The following is a 22,333-nucleotide window of genomic DNA, read 5'->3' as shown; positions in this document are numbered from 1 at the left end:
GCACGGCTCCGCTTTGTCCAAAACCATCGGGCTGCGAGGCGATCACATCGACGGGCACCTCCGAGAGCGCCTCGGGTTGGCTCTGCCAGCCAAAGGCCGCGCCCTCCTCTTCGGCGTGACCGACCTCGCGCTCTTCAGGGGTGCGCTTTTTTGCCATCCGGCGTTCAAGAGAAACGTATTTCTGCATCCGGTCAACCATCAAGCCCTCCCTATTTGATCTACTTATACGGCAGAAAAAGAATATTGACAATATTCTTTAAAGACCTACCATGAAACACCTAGGATCAAAGGAGATACAGATGCCCGCCACCCCTACCGCTGCCGCCCCGAATGCCAGCGCCATCGCCGAAATCGTCGATCTTCGCCCCCTGATCCGACCAGAGCGCCATGTGGTTGTGTTCGCTGCGCTTGATGCACTGGAGCCGGGCGCGACCTTTGTGCTGATCAATGACCACGCGCCAATTCCACTGCTGCACCGGATCGAAGGCAGCTGGCCTGGTCAGTTCGACGCCGAATTTTTGCTGGATGGGCCCGACGTCTGGCAAGTGGCGATCACCCGCAATCCGACCTGAGCAATCATAAGAGCGACACGCAAATGTATCTTGAACCGACGAAAGGTGGATTTCAGATCGACGCGGCAGACCTTGCCCCGCTGCTGGGGCTTGCCCCGCAAGACTTGCAGCGCCTGGTGCGCAACAGCCAGATCACCAGCCTTTACGAGCAAGGGCGCGACGAAGACGCGGGGCGCCACAGAGTCACCTTTCGCCACGGCGCGACCCATGTGCGCCTGACGTTGAACACGCAGGGCGAGGTTCTTGAGCAGACCGGAACGCAGGGTGTTGCGTCCTGATATTTCGGTTGGGTCCGGTATCCGGGCCAACAGATGACAGACGGAGGTGAATGATGAACGCAGTTGTTCCAAGTGCTGATGTGGCGGACCCGACGCGCCGCATCGAAACACCCCCCCAAACGCGCGGCGGCATCCAGTTTCCGCATCTGGTGTTGCTGGCGGAGATGATCGAAGATATCCACACAGGTGACGCGGGAAACCCGGTTGGACTGTGTGAAATTCTTTGTCGTATCCGCAGCGCAAGCGATGCGAAAAAGGCGACAAAAAAACACTGCCTTTACCCGGCCATTCAAGCGGGTGCGCAATGCGACATTGACGCGTCGATTGAAACCATCCGCACGCTGCGCTCAGACCTGATCCGCGACATCGCGCACATTACAAGCATCACGAACGAGTTCACCTTACCAGATGACGCCTGCACAAGCTGGGCCACCCTCTATGCAGGGCTTGCCACCTTCTCAGACGATCTGATGAACCGTCTAACCCATGAGAGGGAGGCGCTTTCGTCACTTCTCAAAACTTCTTGGAGGGACCAATGCTGAAATTAACACTCCCCGCCGACAGGGCCAATATTGACATGACCGCGGTCGCCGCTGCGTTCGGCATCAGCGTGCCGAAACTTGAAGCCTATATAAACATTGGAAAGATAAGTGATTGGCTAGAAGTCGGTGAAGAAGATCAAGATAACAAGCCGCACAAGATATTCGCTTCGCGCACGCTCGGCGTCCGGGTCGATACGGATGAGCTCGGCAATGTCGTCGCGACCAGTGCATATAACGTCGACCACCGGCTCTGTTGATGGCGTGGATGACCCTCCCGACGGCATCGCAATGTGCCATTGTGGCGAGTGTTGAAACCATCACAAAAGGAAGGAGCGTCCATGTGCGGAGTTACTCTCATCGGTATCGATTTGGCAAAGCGCGTTTTCCAGATGCACGATGCGTGCAGTGACGGTTCGATCGCGTTTCGCAAGAAGCTGTCACGGGGGCAGTTGCTCGCGTTTGTGGCACGGCAGCCCAAGTGTCTGATCGCCATGGAGGCATGTGCGACGGCGCATGGCTGGGCTCGGGCATTCGAGGAGGTGGGGCACGATGTCCGCCTGATCCTACCCGTTTATGTTAAGCCGTTCGTTAAGCGCCAAAGGAATGATGTGGCCGACGCAGAGGCCATCAAAGCCCTGATCCGACCTTGAAGGTCGATAGCATTTCTGCGGTGCATCTCTCCCAATGCGGGAATTCATGCATCGCGCAGCATTTTCGGTCCGCGAAGGACAGCAATGCGGAGAGGGTGTGTGGAAACTCTGCCGATAGTGATTTTGGCATGAGCTTCCAGCGCTTGTGTTGGTTTTGACACGTCATCATTATGTTCACTGTTTTTAGGGGAGTCTCGGGCACTTCCGGGGTCGGCAGGAACGCGATCGCGGAACAACGTGCAAAATCGCGACTTTCTTCCCGCAGCCAAGACGCTCGGAAATGCTGACGATGGGCCAGCGCCGCGTTTTGGGGCTCATGGTCGTGAACTCGTTTCAAAACGCGGCGCTGTGCCAACATAAGTCTTCCGAGTGTAACAGTTGACGCGCATGACGACGCGCGGCCAAGCCAAGGAAGCGACGCAAAAAAGGGGCAGTCTGATTTGCCAATCGCGTATGCGAACGGTCCGAGCAAGAAATTGGCACATCGAGACTACCGCTCTATCGTGTCAGAGATTCCAAAGTCACGACCAACTCGTGTGAGCCGTTCTCCAGTGGAAACGTCAGGCCCTCTTTGCCGGGACGTATCATGGCGCCATCAAGATGCGCCGTGGAAATTCCATGCCCCGAGCCGTGGGGGTTTAGAATGGTGATGGTAATGCTGGCTTGGCCAAGGGTGACCGTGGCGGAAAGCTCTGGCCACGCCTTTGGAAAGCAAGGGTTGAGCGAGAGGATATTTCCGGCACGGCTCAATCCCAGCAGGCCTTCGATGCCTGCGCGATACATCCAACCGGCAGCGCCAGTATACCACGTCCAACCACCGCGACCGTCATGCGGCGCGGTGGAATAAACATCGGCCGCAATCACGTAGGGTTCCACCTTGTAGCGCTGAGCCGCGCTTGGTGTGAGAGCATGATTGATCGGGTTGAGCATCGCAAAGAGCTGCCCTGCCGCGTCGCCGTCGCCCAGCCGGGTTTGCGCCAGAATGGCCCACATCGCCGCGTGGCTATATTGGCCGCCATTCTCACGCAAGCCCGGCGGGTAGCCCTTGATATAGCCGGGATCAGCCGGAGTGCGATCGAACGGCGGGGTAAAGAGCAAGGCAAGACCAAGATCGGGGCGCACCAGATATTCGGTCATCGAAGCCATCGCAATCTTGGCGCGTTCGGGGTCGGCGGCTCCCGATAGCACCGCCCAGGATTGCGCGATGCTATCGATACGGCATTCGTCTGAACTGGCGGACCCAAGGATTGCACCATCGTCAAACCTGCCACGGCGGTACCAGGCACCGTCCCAGCCATGAGCTTCAATGGCGGCGCGCACTGCCTCGCCATGGCGCCGCCAAGCCGCCGCCCGCGTGGGGTCGCGGCTGTCGGCAAGCGGGGCCATCATATCGATCGTGGCGATCAGCAACCAACCGAGCCAGACGCTGGTGCCGGTTTCGCCTTCCCCGACCCGGTTCATCCCGTCGTTCCAGTCACCTGTGCCGATCAACGGCATGCCGTCTTCGCCCGTCAGCGCGATCGCCTGATCCAGCCCGCGGGCGCAGTGTTCGAACAGGCTTGCCGTAGTCTCCGAAATCGTTGGCTGAAAGAAATCGTCATGCGCGCCGGGCGGCACTGCCGGTCCCTGCAGGAATGGCAACTGCTCGTCCAGAATGCCCGCATCGCCCGAAACCGCGATATAGCGCGCCACGCCGTAGCCAAGCCAGACACGATCGTCGGAAATCCGGGTCCGCACACCTTGGCCAGAATGCGGCAGCCACCAGTGTTGCACGTCGCCTTCGGGGAATTGGCGGCTTGCGGCGCGCAAAAGATGCGCCCGCGTCATGTCCGGGCGACTGAAGGTCAGGGCCATGCCATCTTGCAATTGATCGCGAAAACCATAGGCGCCACTGGCTTGGTAGAACCCGGCGCGGGCCCAGATCCGGCAGGCCAATGTCTGATACATCAGCCAACCGTTCAGCATGATATCCATTGCGCGGTCAGGCGAGGTGACCTGCACGGTGCTCAGCAAGTCGCTCCAATGCTGTTTCACCGCGCGCAACGTGGCGTCAAGATCGTCTGTGCGAACCCGCTGAATAAGAGCACTGGCAGCGGCTTCGCTGTCGGCCTGCCCAATCTGAAAGACGATTTCAACGCTCTCGCCCGGTGCCAGCGTCACGCGGCGTTGCAGGGCCGCGCAGGGGTCAAGCGCCGCCCCCGTGCGGCCCGAAAGCGGGCGGCCATTGATCGCTACAGGGGCCGCAAGCGTGCCGCCGGGGCCGATGAATTCGGCCCTGTCCGCAGTGATGCTGCTGGTGTTCTCGCCCAAATCGGCAAACGCGATGCGTCCGGGAAAGGCCGTACTGAAGGTGTTGCGGGCCAGTATTGCGCCGGCCTCCGGGTCCGGCTTGGTGATCACGAAGCCCGCCGTCGCACTGCGCGATGGGCCCAGCACCCATTCCGCATAGGCCGTCACCGACAGCCTGCGCACCGTGCTGCCGGTATTGCGCAGGGTCAGCCGGGAGATCTTGACCGGTGCATCCAGTGGCACTAATTGAATCATCTCGGCGGCGATCCCGCTGCTTTCATGTTCAAACGCCGAATAGCCGAAACCGTGGCGCGCGGTGTAGGTGCCACTGCGCCGGATCGGTAACGCGGTTGGGGTCCAGACCTGATCGGTATCGAGGTCCTGCAGGTAGATCGCCTCGCCCGCAGGGTCTGTGACCGGATCGTTCGACCACGGTGTAATCTGGTTCTCGCGGCTGTTTTCGGACCAGATATGGCCTGATCCTTCGGCTGACACCTGAAAGCCGAAGACCGGATTGGCAATGACGTTGATCCAGGGCGCAGGCGTCGTCATGCCGTCGCGCAGGACCGTCACATATTCGCGCCCATTCTCGGTAAACCCTCCCGTGCCATTGAAGAATTCCAACGCAGTCAAAGGCGGTGACGATCGGGCCTGAGGCGGTGCTGTCTGGACGGGCGCAGCGGTGTCCTGCGGCAGGGGTAGCAGCGCCAACTGTTGCGCGATGCTGCCGCGCCCGGCAACCAGAACCACGCGGGCAATGGACAACAGATGCGCCCGCGCGTCGGGGCCAAGAATATCCGACCGCAAAGTGTAAACGCTGCCATTCGCGGGTGCATGAATGCCGTCAGCCTGTGGTCGCGAGCGGGTCGTGCGCACGGCACTGTCGATTGCGATCTGGAGGTCCTGAACATAGGACGACGACCGGTCGTTCAGGATGACCAGATCGACGGCAAGCTGGCGCATTCCCCAATATTCATGCGCGCTCAGGATCTGGTTTAGAACGCCGATGTCTTGAGAATCGTCGATCTGCAACAGAACAATGGGCAAATCACCCGAAATCCCCAAGGCCCAAAGTGCCGATTGGTGGGCTGCCCCGGCGACGATTTTTGCCTTCGAGGCACGCATGCACCCGTCAGCCCGCATGACCATGCCGCCCAAGCTTTGGAATTCACCGGCATCGGAGTGCGTGATCCCGAGGTGACGTAGTTGCACCTGCGCCTGAGTCCAGGACAGCGTCGCCGCCCGTGCGAATGCGGATGAATCTCGATGGCGGTCGACAAGGTCAAGAAGGGCATCGGGAGAATCGGCGAGCATGGTCCAGAATGTCACGCGGGTGACGCCGCCTGCCGGAACATTGACGCGGCGACGGATCGAAAAGATCGGATCCAGCACCGTACCCGTCGTCCCCGAAAGCGGCGCATCAGCGGCGGTGGCCTGTTGAATGCATGCGCCCACGTCCGATGAATTTTGCGCGGTCGGTTTCAAACTGGATCGGCGCGGTTTCCTCTCCCTCGATGACAGCGATGTGGGCAGCCCAAATCTCGGGGTCGCTGGGGGCGCGCCGGCGACGGGTCGCGATGATGACGCCAAGTTCCGGCAGATAGTCCGTGACCACGAACAGCTTCGAAAACGCGGGATGCGCCTGATCGGCCGATTGCGGGGCCAGCGCCAATTCGGCGTACGAGGTCACATCGATCTCGCGGGCGCGTCGTCCGGTATTGGTCAGCGTCACCCGCCGCGCCTCGGCGTCATCCTCGGCGGAGACGACAACCTCGGTCAGCGCGGCAAACCGGGGCAACTGCCACGTGAAAGACGCCTGATGTTCGCTGAAAACGGCGCGATGGCGCGCGGCTTCGGTGCGTAATGGCTGAACGGCGGCGGACCATTGTGTGCCGGTTTCCATATCACGCAGGAATATGAACGACCCCAGCGCCGCCTGTGTCGGCTCTGCGCGCCAGCGCGTGATCGCGAGATCGCGCCACCGGCTATAGCCCTCACCCGTCGCCGTCAGCATGACGCCGTAATTGCCGTTGGACAGCAGATGCGCGGTCGGCACGGCCGCTGCAGGCGCATCAAAGACCCGCATGCTGGGCGCATCGGTGATTTGTGCCGCGCCCACCATCACGTCCTTTGCCCGCGGCGGGGCGGCAGCGACGTCGCGCGGCACCCGCTCGTGCAGCAGCAGTTCGACCCCTTTGATCATCGGCTCGGCATGAAACCGGTCGCGCAGACGGCCGTTTTGCAGAGCGTTGGCAATGCTCGTGATCGTCATACCCTGATGATGGGCCATAAAGCTGCGCACCAAAGCGTGGTCCTGACCCTCGCGCAGACGGGCGGGCGTGAAGTCGACAGCCTCGTAAAACCCATACCGCCCCTGTGCGCCGAGCGAGGCGAGCCTGTCGTAGTTCCGCACGGCCCCCACCGGGTCGACCATTGCGGCGAGCCCTGTGGCATAGGGGGCAATCACGCGGTTTTCGCTCAGGCCGCGCTTCAGTCCGAGACCGGGGACGCCGAAGTTCGAATACTGATATGTCATTGCGAGATCGCGGGCATTGTAGGAGGACTCGGAAATGCCCCACGGCACCCCGATCAAAGCGCCATAGGTTTGCTGGCAGGCCACGACCAGCCGGTTTGTCTGCTCCAGCACCGATCCCACCGGCGCGCGCATCACGAGCGACGGCATGAGGTATTCAAACATGCTTCCCGACCACGAGATCAGCGCCGAACCGCTCCCGATCGGCGTCGCGGTGCGTCCCAATCGGAACCAGTGACGGGTATCCACATCGTTTTTGGCAATGGCGAACAGGCTAGCCAGTCGCGCCTCGGAGGCCAAGAGATCATAGCAATTCTCGTCCAGCCGGTTGGTGCCCAGAGAAAATCCGATGGAAAGAAGCTTTTTGTCAGGCTCCAGCAGAAACGCAAAATCCATCTCGGTCGCGATGGCGCGCGCCATCGTCTCGACCTCAGCCAAAAGCTCCGCGTCGGGCTGCGCAGCCTGGTCGTCAAGGTAGTCCGCAAGGCTTTGGCACAGCGCTCCGGTCCAGAATGCGACATCTGCACCGTGATCCGCCTGCCCCTGCGCGAGTTGATGGGCGGCGGACGTGGTGGCGATCATATCGCCCAATGCGGTCTTGTCGGTCTTTGCCGCGACAGCAAGCGAGTCCAGCATTTGTGCCATTGCCGCGTTTTCGGGCCCGGCCCGCAGCGCCTCTTGCGCGAGGGAAATGGTGTCGCCCAGCGATTGGCGCAGAACCGTCTCAGGCACGGGAACCCTCTGCCAGTCGCGGCAGGCCTGCGCGATTACGATCAGGTGGCCGGCGAGATTGCCGCTGTCCACTGTCGACACGTAAGCTGGCTCAAGAACCCGCAGATCGCGCGTGTCGTGCCAGTTGTGGACGTGCCCCCGCCAGCGCGGCATCCGCTCGATCGTCTGCAGCGTGTCTTTTAGTCGGCGCAGTGCTGCCGTCTGCCCGATCCACCCCATATCGCGCGCGACAACCGTCGACAGCAGATAAAGACCGATATTGGTGGGAGAGGTGCGACTGGCGATGGTGGGCTGTGGGGTTTCCTGAAAATTGTCCGGCGGCAGGTAATTTTCTTCTGCCGTCACGAAGGTTTCGAAATAGCGCCATGTCCGGCGGACAATCAGGCGCAGCGCCCGTGCCTGATCGACCGACAGGGGCGCAGCAGGTCTGGCAACGCGGGGCAAGCTTACGGAACGCGCCAGCGCCGGAGCGCCCAGCCACGCCAGAGCAAAAGGGACGAGCCAGGGCCGCATGGCCGGGTTGATCCAAGCGGCAATTGCGCAGGCCCCAAGCCCGAGGATCACCCCCGGCGCCATCCTCCGATACTGACCCGCCATCGACGGGATCGCGCTACCCCCCGCATGCGCCGCCGTCATCCATTCCAGCATATGCCGGTGCGAAACAGCCAGCCGCCAAGTCGTGCGCCCGATTGCGTCCAGCGCGGTGATCGCCATATCGGCCAAAAGGATCATCGACAGGGCCGTCTGAGCCAGCGCGATCTTTACGTCATTGGCCAGCGCGGCAAAGTGACTGCGCAGGGTGACACCGGTACGGGCCGGAATGATCCCGAAGGGCAGCGGTAGCAAGCGCGGCAGCGCCACCATCCCCACAATCCACGTCGTCCAGATCAGCGCGACGGCGGGCGACATCATCCATCCGGAAAAAAGGGTCAGCATCGCCATCGGCGCCAGCAGCGACAGCCGCAGGTTGTCGATCATCTTCCAGCGCCCCAGCGCCGGGACGCCTCCTTTGACGGTGCGTCTTTTACCAAACAGCCACGGCCAAAGCTGCCAGTCCCCGCGCGCCCAACGGTGGCGGCGGCGAATGTCCACGTCATACCGGCTTGGGAAATCCTCCACGACTTCGATATCCGAGGCCAGCGCGGCGCGTGCAAAGACACCTTCGAAAAGGTCATGGCTTAGCATAGTGTTTTCGGGCACTCGCCCAGCCAGCGCGGCCTCGAAAGCGTCAACGTCGTAGATGCCCTTGCCGGTGTAAGACCCTTCATTAAACAGATCCTGGTACAAATCCGAAGTTGCCGTGACATAGGGATCAATCCCGCCCTGACTGGAAAATATCTGCTGATAAAACGATCCGCCTGACCCTGTCGGAAGGTCGGCAGTCACGCGCGGCTGAAGTAAACCATAGCCCCCCGTTACCCGGCCAGCCGCGTCATCGAAACGGGGCCGATTCAGCGGATGCGCCATCTTGCCGATCATCTGGTGTACGGTTCCGTGCAGCAGGCGCGTATCGGCATCTAGCGTGATCACATAGCGCACGTCCTGCGGCACCCTGTCAGACTGGACATCGAAACTGGTGTCGTTCGCCCCGCGCAAGAGTTGGTTCAACTCGGCCAGTTTACCACGCTTGCGCTCCCATCCCATCCAGACGCCTTCGCTGGCGTTCCATAATCGGCGACGGTGCAGGAAATAAAACAGCGGCCCGTGATCGGACGGATAGCGCGAATTCAATTCTGCAATCGTTGAAAGAGCGGTGGCCACCAAGGCATCGTCTTGCGCGCTGCTTTCAGAGGTGGCGTCCGTGGCGTCGGACAAAAGCGCGTAATGCAACGCGCCGCCAACACTTGACAGGTGGTGAACCTCCAGCCGTTCGACCTGTACAAGCAGTTCCTCGCGGGTGTGCAAAAGCACGGGCACCGCAATAAGGGTGCGCAGGTCCGCGGGAATGCCCTTGGCAAAGTCCAAGGCAGGCAGGGGTTTGGGCACCACGGATCTTGTGACGATCAAATTGACGACCGCCACGCCCACATCCACCGCGATCGCCAAACCGGTTATCGCCAGCACGATCAGCGCAGGAACGCCCGCCCCCTCTGCCCACGCGAAAGACAGCGCAAAGCCCAGGATCACGAGGGACAGGGCGGCAATCGCCGCCAAGTAGCCGCGCAGGCCAGATCGCGCGATCCAGCGATACAGGCGTAGACGCAGCGATGGTTTAAACGCCAGTCTGGTTTCCAATGCCACGCGTCCGTCCCCGATCAGCCAATAGCCCGGATCGCGGCGGTGTGGCGGCTCTGCTGACGCGGCAAGTTCAAGACTTGCATCTGCGACCTCGATCTCTGTCTTATCGGTGCCACGGGCGATGATCTCAATTGCGGTGCGATACCGATTGCGGGTCGCGAAATCCATGTCGGCAAAGCCAGACGCGGCCCTGAGGCGAGCGTCGATTCCGCTGACCTCTTCAAAGAATACCGCCCAGTCCATTTCGGATACGAGCCGCATTGAAGTTACAATGTTGCGCATGGTGACGTTGGATGCGGCAAGTCGCATCTGCTCACTGGCAACGACCTCTTCGATCGAGGTGCCCTGTCCGTGTAACCGATCTTCGAGCCAGCCGAAAAGGGGCGTCTGCGCCGGGTCGAACCCGCGCAGACGCTTGGCAATCTGGGCAGCGACACTCTCGTGTAGCGGCGCGGCTTCATAGGGGCCAAGGGCAGCGTGAACCGAGGCTAGCTGTGACTCGCCAACGGTTTGTTGCGCAATCATCACCGCGTTCACAAGCGCATCGGCCTGTTCGCGCAGCGCCTGACCCTCGACAATCTGAGCCGTCAGACGGCGCATATTTTCAATCAGCACGATGCGCAGGGTGATCGCCACAGCCCACAACTCGCCGATCATCAGGGGCTCTACCTGCTGATAGGCCCGAACATAGCGGCCGAGCACCGGCCCCGAGATAAGACTGTCAGTATGCGCGATGTAGGCCCAAGTCAGTCCCAGAACGCGCGGATAACCGGCGAAAGGTCCGTCGGCGAGCTTTGGCAGCTGGCGATAATATCCCGGTGGCAAATCATCGTGGATCTGGCGCAACTGCTCTTCGACAAGGTGGTAATTGTCCAGCAGCCATTCAGCAGCCGGGGCGATTGCCTGCCCGGCTTGCAGCGCTTGGGCGCAGGACCGATAGGCCTTGAGCAGAAATGCGGCGTTGTCCTTGACGCGGGCATCAAGGCGGGGCGTTGCGCGCGCAGCGCCGGCAGAAACTTGCTGCGCCGCCGCCAGAGATTGCGCGTGATGATCAAGCCGTTCCGTCCCGAACAGGTCGGCCCTGATAGGCGCTTCGTCTTGCCATACCTCCAGTCCGTTGCTGACAGGCAGCCATGGCAACATCCGCAATATCGGGGCCATGACCTGCGTAAAAGTCAACGTGGTGACGCCGTGACCGGCTCACGAGGGAGCTCGGTGCCAACAACCTTGAGCGGCTTGGCAACAACGGTTCTGGTCGTTTCACGCTTGGCCGCGTGATAGTCCGATGCCGCGCGGCCAATGGTCTCTCCGCATACAGCATCAGCGCGGATACGGCGGGCCATTTCGGCCCATTTGGTTTCGATTTCCTTCCAGTCCATGGGATCATCCTTTCGTGTCATGGCAGTAACTAAGGTGCTGACCGACCGTTACGCCTGTTTGAAAGGCGCCAGAGGTGTCAGGATCGTAAGACTCCAGCGCCTGCGCGCGGCTGGCGCGTCGACGACAAAAACGCTTGGCGCGTGGGTTTAGACCGACGCCGCGTGATTTGATCTACACGCTGCGTTGGTCTTTTCGGCGTTCGCGCTATGGGACTGACAACTGACACCGACGCCCTGATGCGTCCGCCTTCTCAGTTGCCTGACGGGCGTTGGGCCCCGCCAAAAATCCGTCGTAATTCCTGCAGTCTTGGCGAGTGGCACAAGACCGCAACGCAATGAGGCACTTCGTATGGGTCGCAACGGCGATGGCGCCAGTCAGCTGCCTCTCGCTGTCTTCACCCTTGTCGCCAATAAAAACTCTGACCGCCGGTTTCGCGGCACTGACCCTGTCAATGATCCGTTTGGCACCCGCATCCATCGCCTCATGAATGACAAATCGGATCACCCGGCGGTCATAGACCTGCGAAAGCTCTTTCTGCGTCACCAGCGTTGCGGGACGCATGCGCTTACCTTTAAGAGGGGCGCGAAAGATCACGGTCTTGATGGCACTGTTCGGATGGACCACAAGCAATCCCCCTTGCCATGAGTGGTTTCGCTAATACAATGCGGATCCGCCCAGAGCGGTTCCCGCATTGATGCTGCAAATGTGTAAAGTCAGAAAAACAAGTCTCAAACGCGCGATCTTTCGCCGAGCGAGGTTCTGAGGCTGCGGATCGGCACGAACGAGCCAATATTCGCGGTCACTTTTGCCATACGAAAGTGTGCTTGAAATCCTCGACGCAGCCCAAATGGCTCAATTGCTTCGGGACATGCAAGATCGCATTTTGCGCATATCACATTTCGCACGGCGACGGTACCGCCTTTTTCTCGTCTGACAGGTAATCAGCGAAAGATCGCATGCCTTTCACATGTGTGGTTTAGGCCCCATTTCACCGCGAAGGTTTACAACTGAACCGAGATCGCGGGGGGTGTGACGGCCATGTGCGCGGGTGCTCCTCATCGCACCTCCGGTATTCAGCGTATGCTTTCCTCAGGTGTTTTCACATAAGCCGGCTCTGTTGATGGCGTGGGTGCCCCTCCCGACGGCATCGCAATGTGCCATTGTGGTGAGTGTTGAAGCCATCACAGTAGGAAGGAGCATCCACGCCATCAACAGAGTCCCTTCGGCCCAAACGATGGCGCTTGGCGACCTTGCGTTGTTCAGTCGGGATCCGCCCGTTTCTTGCGCCAGTCCCTGGCTGCCGCGACAACGAGGGGGGGGGCAGGGTAAGTGCACCAAGCCCGATGGCGGCCTAGGCTGCGCGCCCCGGTTCTCCGCTGACGGCTTCGTTTCCGAAATGGGCCAGAACGAAACTGGCAAGAATGATGCCGGCGAGCGTGGCAGTTGCGAAGCGCCAGATGCGTAGACAACTCAGATCCGCAGCATAGCTGACAATGTCGAAGGAGATGAACAGCATCAACCGGCTGGCAAAGACCGTGATCGTCAACGCATTTTGCGATCCGAGCCAGCCCGTGTCCAATTTGCCGCCAAACCACCTGGTGAGCGCGCCGCGCCCCAGAAACCTGGCAAGACCGAAGGCGACCAGGGCGCCGAGCCAGCACCAAGGACAATATAGATGGTGCCCTGTGTATGGCCGTATGCAGCGCCAGCGGCCACGGCGATCGGAGCGCTAGGAATTGGCGTGGCAACAATAGCAATGGCCATGAGCGCGATGATCAGTACCGGCCCCCAACCGCCAGCGCCATCCAACCAGCCCAAAATACGCTCGCCGTTTAGATTTCCGACAAAGTCCGACAAGGGGCCGAAGAATAGCGCCACGGCGAGGACCCCGAACGCACCTGCCAGGATGGTTTTTGTCTTCATTCCAATTACAAGCCTGCCCACTACTGGAACATTTTACAAGTGACTCGGAATGAGGGGGCGTGCACCGACGAAATCGAGACTGCTTTCGTCAGGCGGCGTCGACAGCTGCGCGCAACATGTCCCGCACCTCGCCCGCTACTTTGTGCAGTTCGTTGTTGTCGATAGCCTGCATTGATGCCACCGGATCAATGGCGCTGATCTCGGTGCCGCTGTCGATTTTACGCAGGATGACGTTGCAGGGCAGCATCGCACCCACCCGTGGCTCGATCCCGATGGCCTGATGCGCCATTTTCGGATTGCACGCGCCGAGAATACGATAGGGTGCCATGTCGACGTCGATCTTCTGTTTCATCGTGGCCTTGACGTCGATCTCGGTCAGAACGCCAAAACCCTTGTCAGACAATGCCTGGCGGATGCGCATTTCCGCGTCATCGATGCCGACATCCTTCATTATGCGGTCGTATGTGTAAGCCATTTCAATCTCCATTGATCATTTGGACAAGTATTTGACCAGCGCCAGGATTCCCAGCACGATCAAAACAATGACAAGCAGCATCCAGATGCCACCCATGCCGAAACCCATCATGACCTTCTCCATTCATTCGGGGCGAAATCGGCGTCGGCGAGATGCCGACGCCAACCCGCTCAGTTGTTGTCCATCATAGCGCCGTTGTTCATCGCCGGGCCTTGACCGGGCTGCATTTGCCCCTGGCTGTTGCGCATCATTTGGGCGCGCTCCATCATGTTGGCCGGAGCGACCATCTCGTCAGCCGTGATAGCGCCGTCGCCATTTTCGTCGAGAGCCTGGAACCGGTCCACCATCTGATTGCGGATCATCGCGCTGTGCAGAGTCTCGAACTCGGCGATCGAGAGTGTTCCGTCGCCATTTGCGTCAAACTCCTTCAGCTTTGCCTGCAGCTGCGCACGCAGTTCTTCGGGCGTCACCGTGCCGTTGCCGTCGGCATCGAACATCTGCATCATGCCGCCGTCCATGGGTCCCATGGCGCCCATCATCCCATCGCCCATCATATTGCCATGCATGCGCTGCATCATGCCCATCATGCCAGCCATTCCATCCATGTCGCCCATCATGCCGGAACGTCCGCCCTGCATCATGCCCGCCCGGTCATTCGACCCGGGTTGGCCAGAATGCCCGTGATTGGAATCTGCGAAAGCCACGCTTCCGATTGCGGTGGCGGCAAGGACTGTCGCTGCGAGGAGAGTTTGGTGGGTCATGTTGATTACCTCATAAGTTTGTTGCGATGGTTCACATATGGCAGCACTAGGTCGCAGCGTAATGCCGGGAAACAGCGGATTTGTATCTCTCGGTCGCAATCACCGTGGCTGTTACATTTCGTGACAAATCTCTTCGGGAAAACCTCGGGGCAAACGCTAAAAGGAACAGCATGACCGATCAGCCCCATATCCTTGTTGTGGATGACCATCGCGAAATTCGCGATTCAGTCACCCGCTATCTGGAAAAGAACGGATTGCGCGCAACTGCCGCGCGCGACGCTGTCGATATGGATGCAAAGCTTGCGAACGGGCAGTTCGATCTGATCGTCCTGGATGTGATGATGCCCGGAGAGGACGGGCTGTCGGTCTGCCGTCGCCTATCGGCAAAGGGCTCAACGCCCATCCTGATGCTGACAGCGCTCGGCGAAGAGACGGATCGGATCGTCGGGCTCGAGATCGGGGCGGACGACTACCTTGCAAAGCCGTTCAACCCCCGCGAACTGATCGCCCGGATCAAGGCGATCCTGCGGCGGGCCTCCCGGCCGGAAATTTATGCAGGCACGTTGTCTGGTCGCCACATCGCATTTGCACATTGGAAACTGGATACCGACAGTCGCTTGCTCACGCGGGAAGACGGTGAAAAAGTTGATCTGACCGGTGCTGAGTTCAAGCTGCTCACCGTCCTGCTGGAACGTCCTCGGCATGTTCTTAGCCGCGATCAGTTGCTTGACCTTACTTCGGGTCGGTCGGCCTCGGTCTTTGACCGGACAATCGACAACCAGATCAGCCGGTTGCGCCGCAAGATCGAGCCCGACCCGGCAAGATCGCGCCTTATCATGACGGTACGTGGCGGGGGTTATTGTCTGGCAGCCGACGTGGAAGAGCTGAACTGATGCCTCGCCTTTTTGATAGTCTGCGCGCACAATTGGTACTTTTGATCATTGTGGCTCTCGCGATAGCCCAAGCCGTCAGCCTTTGGCTGTTTGTAGACGAACGTAGCCTTGCCGTGCGCGCTGCACTTGGTTTCGAGGCCGCAGGCCGTGCCGCCAACGTGGCGCGTTTGATCGAGGAGGCGCCGGAAAGCCTGCAACCTGCGATTCTGCGGGCCGCCAACTCTCCACTCGTCCGGTTCGACCTGTCGGATATGCCGGCTGTCGATCATAAAACCCATGCGGATAGCGGTGCGGTCGAAGCAAGGGTGCGTGGGCTGCTTGGGCAATCGAGCCACCGTGAAATCCGCGTGGAACTGCACGAGGTTGATCAAGGCATTCTTCCTATGCCCCATCTCGCCCCCGAAATGGCCGAAATGCATCTGGCGATGATGCGCGGACAGTTGTCGGCGATCGAAATGCAGCTTTCGATCGCTTTGACCGACGGCCAATGGCTGAACGTAGGAACGCGGTTTGAGCGCCCGCCCCTGCAATGGCCCTTGGTTTCGATTGTCAGTTTCGGGATGACGGCGGCGATCATCCTGGTCGTGGTGTGCTGGTTCTTGCTCACGCGGTTGACCGGCCCGATCCTGCGCGTTTCTCAAGCCGCTGACCGGCTTGGGCGCGGCGAAGACGGAAAACCCCTGCCTTTGATCGGCCCCGCCGAAGTGCGGAACCTGACCCATACGTTCAACCGGATGCAAAACAGGCTAACGCGCTTTATCGCAGACCGAACACAGCTTCTGGCGGCCTTGGGCCACGACCTGCGCTCACCGCTGACGGCTCTGCGGGTGCGTGCAGAAATGGTCGAGGACGACGAGACGCGCGACAGCCTGGTCGCCTCCATCGAAGAAATGCACGAGATGGTAGACGCGACCCTTGCCTTTGCGCGGGGAATGGCCAGTGCAGAAAGCTCCGAGACGGTGGATCTGGGCACATATCTCGCCCGGCTCCAATCGGACATGATAGACAGCTTCACGCTGCAGGAAAACGGAATGGTCGCGGTGCGTTTGCGCCCTCAGTCGCTGCGACGTGCCCTGCGCAACATCATCGAGAATGCGCAGCGATATGGCGGATCGGCCGATGTGGCGTTCGGGCAGGACGTCGACCATGCCTTTGTTACGGTATCCGACAACGGCCCCGGTATTCCGGACGCCGAACTGGAACAGGTGTTCGAACCGTTCTTCCGGCTTGAAAAGTCGCGCTCGCGCGAAACCGGCGGCACTGGGCTTGGCCTGTCGATCGCGCGGACGATCATCCGCGCACACGGCGGTGACGTGAGCCTGTCAAACCGAAGTGCGGGCGGTTTGGAAGCAACCGTGACGCTGCCACTCGAGGCGCCATATCAAATCAATCAAAGGATAGAGTCATGAAAAATTGCACATTTATCGCCACACCTGCACTCCTGTGGTTCTTCGCACGACCAGCGCTGGCCGATAGCTACGATGGCTTCGGCCACATGTGGGGAGGAGGCAACTGGATGTTCGGCGGCCTGATGATGGTGGTGTTCTGGGGGCTGATCATTGGATTGATTGTGTTGGTCGTCCGTGGCTTTTCGGGTCGTTCCGACGGCGCCGCAGGTCAAAGCGCCTTGGACATTCTCAAAGAACGCTATGCCCGGGGTGAAATCGACGAAGAGGAGTACGAGCGCCGGAAGGCAAAGCTCGAAAGCTGAGACTTTTTCCGCGCAGCCGACTAACAGGATGTGAGTCCAAATTGCGGCACCACGCTTGACCTTCCCTTGGGGGAAGGTGGCAAGCACGCTGAAAAAAAGTCAACCCAATTACCCACGAAACAAAGTGCATCTGATTTCATGGTGTTGAAAACCATATAGAAAACACACTTGCTCCCCTAATTCGCGCGATTTTAGGCGTGTCTCTTTGGAATTCTCGGTTTCGGCCAATATTGCCGATCCCCGGAGTTGGAGACAAGTATGATCACAGAATTGAAGTCGGTGCGAGATATCTGGAAAAAGATGCCCAGCGAGCGCCACGCACGCATTTTCCTTGAAGAGATGATCTGGCCATCTGGTCGCCATTGCCCGCATTGTGGCAGCCTTAGCTCAACCCCAATCCGAGGGCGCACTGCTCGCCCTGGCCTCTACCAATGCGCCGAACGCGAGTGCCGCCTTCAATTCACTGTCACCACAAAGACACCGATGCATGCCACGAAACTGGACCTTCGGATCTGGATTGCGGCAATCTTTCTGGTGCTAACGTCCAGCAAGGGAATCTCGTCCGTCGTCATGGCGCGGATCCTGGGTGTGAATCAGAAAACGGCTTGGAAGCTGGGCCATGCGATCCGGGAGTTGATGGATGTCCGCGAGGCGGTTTCCGCTAGGTTAAATGGTGTTGTCGAGGTGGATGCGGCATATGTCGGCGGTGCCCCCAAGTTCAAAAAGGCTGTGAAGAACAAGCGTGGCCGGGGCACAGGTAAGCCCATGGTGCTGGTTGCGGCGGATTGCACTGGGCAGGCAAAGGCGACTCTGATCCCGAATGCGCAGGGCGCAACTCTCGGTCCGACCATGAAAGAGTGGATTGATCCCTCATCGGCCTTGATGACCGACAGCAACACCGCTTACCGGAAGATCGGTCGGAGCTTTGCATCACACCACACTGTCAACCATGGCAAACGACAGTATTCGCGGCCTTCCAAGGGAGCACACATCAACACCGTGGAGGCTGTGAACTCCCAAGTGCAGCGCGCCCTGATTGGTGTTTATCATCGCCTGGGCCGACAACATCTTCAAAGATATCTGGACGAAATTCTGTGGCACTGGAATCATCGCCAGCAGGAAGTGAAGATCAGGAACAAAATAACATCATCTGGCACCAAGACGATAGCCACGACGTCTGGAAACCGATCCCAGTCGTCGAACAGATTCAAGGATTGCTCTGTTGTGCAGTCGGTCGCCAAGTTCGCAGAACGCCCCAGTGGGGGCTAAGTTGGCCTTAATCTCGTGTAACGCCAGATGGATAATCTCCGAATGAATTGCCCAATGTGAAGCCGACATGAGTTGCTTTGTGCGTATCGATGCCGATGATAACTGGATGTGTGGTCTTCATGGTGCCCTCATTGCTAAGAATGCCCAGGCACCGATCCGAGGGGACAGGACTGTGAAGGGGCGTCCCCGCCAAGCTCCTATAAGGTCACATCTCGCCCGTTGCCGGGGCGACTTGACGGTCGACACGTCAACGCAATGACACGTAGTCAATCGTAACATGGGTCAGGCCATCAAGCCGCAATACCATACTCACAGTCGTGACAATTGCCACGTCGGCTCATGTTGAACCGGCAGTTGTTTGCTTGCAAACGACGAGAGGCTGGCTTCCAAGTTGTGCTGGCTGAGAAACAATTGCCACTCTCGGCTGGTGAACTGCGACCCCTGATCGGAATGGATCATCACCTTGGACGTGGGTTTTCGTCGCCAGACCGCCGCCAGTAGGGCCTGTAGCGCCGGATCGGTCGTCATGCGAGGCTGTGCCGACCATCCGACCACGCGCCGCGAAAACAGATCAATGACAACCGACAGATACAGCCAACCCTCATGGGTCTTGATGTAGGTGATATCGGTCACCCAGACTTTGTCAGGCACGTCGACATCGAACTGCCGATCCAAAGCATTTGTGGCGACCACAGATGGCTTGCCGCTATATCGGCCAGGGCGGCGTCGGTATCCTATCTGCGCTGAAATGCCGGCCAAGCTGGCCAGTCGGGCGACCCGGTTCTCAGAAATCTGTTCTCCCTGATCGCGCAGATCATCAGTCAGCTTGCGCCTTACGGTGATTGCAAAACAATCACCTACCGGCCAATGGATAGCCATAGACCTTGCCACTGTCGCCCCAAGACTGTCGGATCAACTCTGTCTGCCGTGCGTCGTCCTGCGCACGCTGGCTTAACGGTTCTTTAAGCCATGCGTAGAAACCGCTGACGTGGATCATAAGCACGCGGCACATCGAGCGAACGGAAAACTCGGATCGGTGAGCCCGGATAAAACCATACTTCAACCGCTGCCCGGCAGCGGATGTTTACATCCGCGAGAGGGGGGACTCTCGCGCGAAGTATGCTGCGGCCTTCCTAAGAAACAGCCGCTGTCTCGGGAATAGGTGCCAAAGCGTAACCCATTGTTTTGGCGCGCCGTTGGAGATTTGAGAGGACACGTTGCCGATGTCGTTCATCATAGGCCGCTGCACCTTGATCCTGATATGTCATGCCGTGGCGGATGGCGTTGTAGAACAAGACTGCAATCTTGCGCGCCGTGGCCGTGACTGCCTTCTGCTTGCCGATCCGCGCCGATAGACGTCGATAAAACGCTCCTAAGGCCGTGTCGCTTCGACCAATCGTGACGGCAGCCAGACGCTGAAGCGCTGCCGCGCGACTAGAGGATCGGCGTGTTCGAGACGACAGCAGCTTGCCACCAGAGATCTTGTTGCCGGGAGCCAGACAAAGCCACGACGTGAAGTGCTTGGCGCTCTTCCAGGCGCGCAGGTCCGTGCCGCATTCCGCCACCAGCTTCAGGGCCAGAGATGGCCCGAGGCCATGGATCTGCGTCAGGTCTGTGCCCAACACCCCGTATAGCGCGGCCCTCACATCGAAGGACGGTGCATTGTGCTGCTGGCCTTTGATCCGAGCCCGCGGCAGCGGCGCCAGATCATCGTCGGCCCGGACAGTCAAAGCTGCAACTGCCGCCTCCAGCTTCCGGTCGCATGTCTCAATCTGGGCCTTGTAGAAGTCGTAAAGTTCCAGCGACTGTGTCAGAGCAAAGACATGCTCCTCACGGTCGTTGCCGACCAGCGCGGCTTTGATCGTGCCCAACGATGACTTGCAGCGGACATCGCGGAAGGCGGCAAGAACTTCAGAATCACGCTCGCCCTCGACAATGGCACGGATGATCCGCATGCCTGTTGCGCCGGTGATATCGGAGACGACATGATGCAATTGCAGGTTCATCTCCATCAACGCCTTCTGCATGTGCTGGATGTGAGCAGCGGCATACTCGGTGAGCCGTTCCCTTTGCCGCATGTAGGCGCGGAGTGTGGCGATCTCTGCCTCAGGGCGGAAACTGCCGCGGAGCAGGCCATAGGAATGCAACTGGCGCAGCCATCCCGCATCGCTGACGTCCGTTTTGCGTCCTGGCACATTCTTGGCATAGCGGGCATTCACGAGGATGACCTCGAAACCATGCGCTTCAAGGATCTCGAAGGCCGGTATCCAGTAGACGCCGGTCGACTCCATCGCCACGCTGGTCACGCCGCAGGACCGAAACCAGTCGGCAAGGTCGTGCAGGTCCTGGGTGAATGTCCCAAAGGCGCGCACTGGCATGATGTCGGTGTCAGGGTTTACAGCCGCCATATGCATCGTCGAGCCGATGTCGATCGCAGCCGCATTGGGATTGACCATCTTCAGGTCTGGGTGGCCACCGGTTTTGCGCTTTGTCATGGCATCTCCTCCGTTCAAGTTGAAGGGCGTGGGCCATGCAAGTTCGTCATCTTCCTAACCGGGATCACCGCAATGGCGGCGTCACCACTCTCAAGTGCGCATCGGCCCATGTGCCACGTTTTTTAACGGGGTCCAGCCCGCCAATAAGCCATCGGCAACTGCCCTTCAGGCGCAGCATAGCACAGGCTGTTGCTACCGCGCACAGGCGGGCAGCGGCCCGGAACAGTTTTTTAGGATGTCGCGCTCCTCGGTGACGCGGGCCAGTTCCTTCTTCACCCGACGGAGCTCGATGGCCAAATCCGCCTCGGCTTCTCGAGCCTTGGCGGGCTTCGCAAACTGAGCCTTCCATGTGTAGAGCGACTTAGTGCTGACCCCAAGCCGCTCGGCCACCTCGCTGACCGCATAACCCCGATCAACAATCTGCGCCACAGCGTCCCTTTTGAACTCGTCCGTAAATCGATTTTGCGATGACATCCGCGCTTCTCCTTGGCTTCAAAAATTACCAAGCAAAGCGTCTACAAATCTAGGGGCACCTCAGATGCTGTATTCCGCCTAGGCTGCCAGTCGGGGGGGGGGGGCGAGATTCTCGGGAAAAACAGTGTTTCCAATATGTAGCTGGCTTCCCAGCCATATCGTCTAAATTCTGTCATACTTTTTGGCGAGTTTCCCCTCTGAATGATAAAGAGGGAAACGCACGTGATCGGAGAATCAGCGAAAAGATCAAGCCTTGCACGGGACGGCTGTATCAATGAAACCAAGGCCTGCGCGAAGCATCATTCCTTTCCGCCGCTGCTCGATCAGGAAGCGATTGACGAGAAATATGCGCCGCGTCGATTTATTTCTGTTGGAAGGAGGCTCAACTTGGCTGCCGCCAAGGTCTTTGGCCCTAAAGGTGGCATAAACGAGTGAGTTCGGCGGCATTGTCATGTGTGGACGGTTCCTGTTTAGCAAGGTTTTTTTTGACGCCGTGATCATCGCGGGTTGTGGTCATGTGTCCGGCCTGTTTGCGCGGCACCGATGGCTGCTGGCCCTCCCTTTCGATGGGGTGGACGCCCCCTCACGGCATCTCTGTGCCAAGGTAGCGGTGTCGAAACTTGCTACGAGGAGGAAGCGCTCATGGAAAAGGTTAGCATTGTAGGGTTGGATATTGCCAAGAATTCGTTTCACGCGCACGGCGCTGCCGGGGATGGATCGAAGGTATTCAGCAAGGCGTTGCCGCGAGGGCGGGTGCTGGAGTTATTCAGTCAGATCGAGCCTTGCACCGTCGCTTTGGAGGCTTGCGCAGGCGCGCATTACTGGAGCCGGGAGAGTTCAAAACTCGGCCACGATGTCAGGCTGATCGCCCCGCAATATGTCAAGCCTTACTTGAAGCGCCAAAAGAACGATGCAAACGACGCTGAGGCTATCGCGGAGGCAGCTTCTCGGCCGACCATGTATTACGCTACAGGCGATGCTTACATCGCCGAGAGGACGGTTTGTATCGACCAAGACCGCCGGGCAACAAGGCCAGGCAAAGGTGTTGAAGACGCGTGATCTTCTGACAGCACAACGGACCCAGACGATTAACGCGTTGCGAGGGCATCCATTGACCG

General features: G+C 59.4%; 15 protein-coding genes and 7 pseudogenes. 11 read left to right on the top strand and 11 right to left on the bottom strand.

Annotation, left to right across the window (positions count from 1 at the left end):
* A pseudogene (locus tag ACN0SD_RS18790) lies at window positions 1-199 on the bottom strand (hypothetical protein); the annotation flags it as partial.
* 100 nt (window positions 200-299) lie between these two features.
* Between ACN0SD_RS18790 and ACN0SD_RS18785 the strand changes: the two are divergent.
* The 5 genes and pseudogenes from ACN0SD_RS18785 to ACN0SD_RS18765 all read left to right on the top strand — a co-directional run.
* A complete protein-coding gene (locus ACN0SD_RS18785) occupies window positions 300-572 on the top strand; it encodes a DUF2249 domain-containing protein (RefSeq protein WP_417809737.1) in 273 nt (90 codons plus the stop codon).
* A 23-nt stretch (window positions 573-595) separates the two neighbouring features.
* Complete coding sequence (locus ACN0SD_RS18780) at window positions 596-850, top strand: DUF6522 family protein (RefSeq protein ID WP_417809736.1); 255 nt, start codon at window positions 596-598, stop codon at window positions 848-850.
* A 53-nt stretch (window positions 851-903) separates the two neighbouring features.
* Window positions 904-1,392, top strand: coding sequence for a hypothetical protein (locus ACN0SD_RS18775; RefSeq protein WP_417809735.1), 489 nt, complete (start codon window positions 904-906; stop codon window positions 1,390-1,392).
* Complete coding sequence (locus ACN0SD_RS18770) at window positions 1,386-1,649, top strand: DUF6522 family protein (protein ID WP_417809734.1); 264 nt, start codon at window positions 1,386-1,388, stop codon at window positions 1,647-1,649. The genes ACN0SD_RS18775 and ACN0SD_RS18770 overlap by 7 nt, the downstream gene beginning before the upstream one ends.
* Before the next feature lie 81 nt (window positions 1,650-1,730).
* Window positions 1,731-2,039 (top strand): annotated as a pseudogene (locus ACN0SD_RS18765) (IS110 family transposase); the annotation flags it as partial.
* Between the two features lie 501 nt (window positions 2,040-2,540).
* Here ACN0SD_RS18765 and ACN0SD_RS18760 read toward each other — a convergent pair.
* The 7 genes and pseudogenes from ACN0SD_RS18760 to ACN0SD_RS18730 form a co-directional block, all read right to left on the bottom strand.
* Entirely contained in the window at window positions 2,541-5,786 is a 3,246-nt protein-coding gene (locus ACN0SD_RS18760; RefSeq protein WP_417809733.1) for a GH36-type glycosyl hydrolase domain-containing protein, read from the bottom strand.
* Window positions 5,752-10,995, bottom strand: a complete 5,244-nt coding sequence (locus ACN0SD_RS18755) for a glucoamylase family protein (protein WP_417809732.1) — start codon at window positions 10,993-10,995, stop codon at window positions 5,752-5,754. Before ACN0SD_RS18755 ends, ACN0SD_RS18760 begins: the two co-directional genes overlap by 35 nt.
* A gap of 14 nt (window positions 10,996-11,009) precedes the next feature.
* Window positions 11,010-11,213 (bottom strand): hypothetical protein, encoded by a 204-nt coding sequence (locus ACN0SD_RS18750; RefSeq protein WP_417809731.1) that lies wholly within the window; start codon window positions 11,211-11,213, stop codon window positions 11,010-11,012.
* Window positions 11,214-11,418: 205 nt separating this feature from the next.
* On the bottom strand, window positions 11,419-11,838 hold the full coding sequence (locus ACN0SD_RS18745) for a hypothetical protein (protein ID WP_417809730.1): 420 nt from the start codon (window positions 11,836-11,838) through the stop codon (window positions 11,419-11,421).
* Window positions 11,839-12,473: 635 nt separating this feature from the next.
* Window positions 12,474-13,137 (bottom strand): annotated as a pseudogene (locus ACN0SD_RS18740) (TVP38/TMEM64 family protein).
* A gap of 88 nt (window positions 13,138-13,225) precedes the next feature.
* On the bottom strand, window positions 13,226-13,612 hold the full coding sequence (locus tag ACN0SD_RS18735; protein WP_417809729.1) for a DUF302 domain-containing protein: 387 nt from the start codon (window positions 13,610-13,612) through the stop codon (window positions 13,226-13,228).
* Window positions 13,613-13,782: 170 nt separating this feature from the next.
* The gene (locus ACN0SD_RS18730) at window positions 13,783-14,250 is read right to left on the bottom strand and encodes an EF-hand domain-containing protein (protein ID WP_417809728.1); all 468 of its coding nucleotides are present in this window, start codon (window positions 14,248-14,250) and stop codon (window positions 13,783-13,785) included.
* Between the two features lie 293 nt (window positions 14,251-14,543).
* Here ACN0SD_RS18730 and ACN0SD_RS18725 point away from each other — a divergent pair, with 293 nt between their 5' ends.
* From ACN0SD_RS18725 to ACN0SD_RS18710, 4 genes and pseudogenes are all read left to right on the top strand, one after another.
* On the top strand, window positions 14,544-15,266 hold the full coding sequence (locus ACN0SD_RS18725; RefSeq protein ID WP_417809727.1) for a response regulator: 723 nt from the start codon (window positions 14,544-14,546) through the stop codon (window positions 15,264-15,266).
* Window positions 15,266-16,675 (top strand): ATP-binding protein, encoded by a 1,410-nt coding sequence (locus tag ACN0SD_RS18720; protein ID WP_417809726.1) that lies wholly within the window; start codon window positions 15,266-15,268, stop codon window positions 16,673-16,675. Before ACN0SD_RS18725 ends, ACN0SD_RS18720 begins: the two co-directional genes overlap by 1 nt.
* Window positions 16,672-16,977, top strand: a complete 306-nt coding sequence (locus tag ACN0SD_RS18715; protein ID WP_417809725.1) for an SHOCT domain-containing protein — start codon at window positions 16,672-16,674, stop codon at window positions 16,975-16,977. Before ACN0SD_RS18720 ends, ACN0SD_RS18715 begins: the two co-directional genes overlap by 4 nt.
* Window positions 16,978-17,223: 246 nt before the next feature.
* Window positions 17,224-18,257 (top strand): annotated as a pseudogene (locus ACN0SD_RS18710) (IS1595 family transposase).
* Window positions 18,258-18,560: 303 nt separating this feature from the next.
* Here ACN0SD_RS18710 and ACN0SD_RS18705 read toward each other — a convergent pair.
* From ACN0SD_RS18705 to ACN0SD_RS18695, 3 genes and pseudogenes are all read right to left on the bottom strand, one after another.
* Window positions 18,561-19,318, bottom strand: a pseudogene (locus ACN0SD_RS18705) (IS3 family transposase); the annotation flags it as partial.
* A gap of 61 nt (window positions 19,319-19,379) precedes the next feature.
* Window positions 19,380-20,741, bottom strand: coding sequence for an IS110 family transposase (locus tag ACN0SD_RS18700; protein WP_417809724.1), 1,362 nt, complete (start codon window positions 20,739-20,741; stop codon window positions 19,380-19,382).
* 228 nt (window positions 20,742-20,969) lie between these two features.
* Window positions 20,970-21,215: pseudogene (locus ACN0SD_RS18695) on the bottom strand (transposase); the annotation flags it as partial.
* Between the two features lie 222 nt (window positions 21,216-21,437).
* Here ACN0SD_RS18695 and ACN0SD_RS18690 point away from each other — a divergent pair.
* Together ACN0SD_RS18690 and ACN0SD_RS18685 are read left to right on the top strand one after the other, a co-directional pair.
* A complete protein-coding gene (locus tag ACN0SD_RS18690) occupies window positions 21,438-21,650 on the top strand; it encodes a hypothetical protein (RefSeq protein ID WP_417809723.1) in 213 nt (70 codons plus the stop codon).
* A 207-nt stretch (window positions 21,651-21,857) separates the two neighbouring features.
* Window positions 21,858-22,333: pseudogene (locus ACN0SD_RS18685) on the top strand (IS110 family transposase); the annotation flags it as partial.

The organism is Thioclava sp., from assembly GCF_048263065.1.
Lineage (GTDB): Bacteria > Pseudomonadota > Alphaproteobacteria > Rhodobacterales > Rhodobacteraceae > Thioclava.
Note: the sequence above shows the minus strand (reverse complement) of the source record. Positions and strands in the feature narration are given on the sequence as shown.

Bases quoted from the DNA above. Each gene is read 5' to 3' on its own strand.
- ACN0SD_RS18770 (WP_417809734.1), top strand. From the start codon at position 1,386: ATGCTGAAATTAACACTCCCCGCCGACAGGGCCAATATTGACATGACC.
- ACN0SD_RS18720 (WP_417809726.1), top strand. From the start codon at position 15,266: ATGCCTCGCCTTTTTGATAGTCTGCGCGCACAATTGGTACTTTTGATC.
- ACN0SD_RS18755 (WP_417809732.1), bottom strand. From the start codon at position 10,995: ATGGCCCCGATATTGCGGATGTTGCCATGGCTGCCTGTCAGCAACGGA.
- ACN0SD_RS18730 (WP_417809728.1), bottom strand. From the start codon at position 14,250: ATGCAGGGCGGACGTTCCGGCATGATGGGCGACATGGATGGAATGGCT.
- ACN0SD_RS18780 (WP_417809736.1), top strand. From the start codon at position 596: ATGTATCTTGAACCGACGAAAGGTGGATTTCAGATCGACGCGGCAGAC.
- ACN0SD_RS18775 (WP_417809735.1), top strand. From the start codon at position 904: ATGAACGCAGTTGTTCCAAGTGCTGATGTGGCGGACCCGACGCGCCGC.
- ACN0SD_RS18750 (WP_417809731.1), bottom strand. From the start codon at position 11,213: ATGGACTGGAAGGAAATCGAAACCAAATGGGCCGAAATGGCCCGCCGT.
- ACN0SD_RS18725 (WP_417809727.1), top strand. From the start codon at position 14,544: ATGACCGATCAGCCCCATATCCTTGTTGTGGATGACCATCGCGAAATT.
- ACN0SD_RS18735 (WP_417809729.1), bottom strand. From the start codon at position 13,612: ATGGCTTACACATACGACCGCATAATGAAGGATGTCGGCATCGATGAC.
- ACN0SD_RS18700 (WP_417809724.1), bottom strand. From the start codon at position 20,741: ATGACAAAGCGCAAAACCGGTGGCCACCCAGACCTGAAGATGGTCAAT.
- ACN0SD_RS18715 (WP_417809725.1), top strand. From the start codon at position 16,672: ATGAAAAATTGCACATTTATCGCCACACCTGCACTCCTGTGGTTCTTC.
- ACN0SD_RS18785 (WP_417809737.1), top strand. From the start codon at position 300: ATGCCCGCCACCCCTACCGCTGCCGCCCCGAATGCCAGCGCCATCGCC.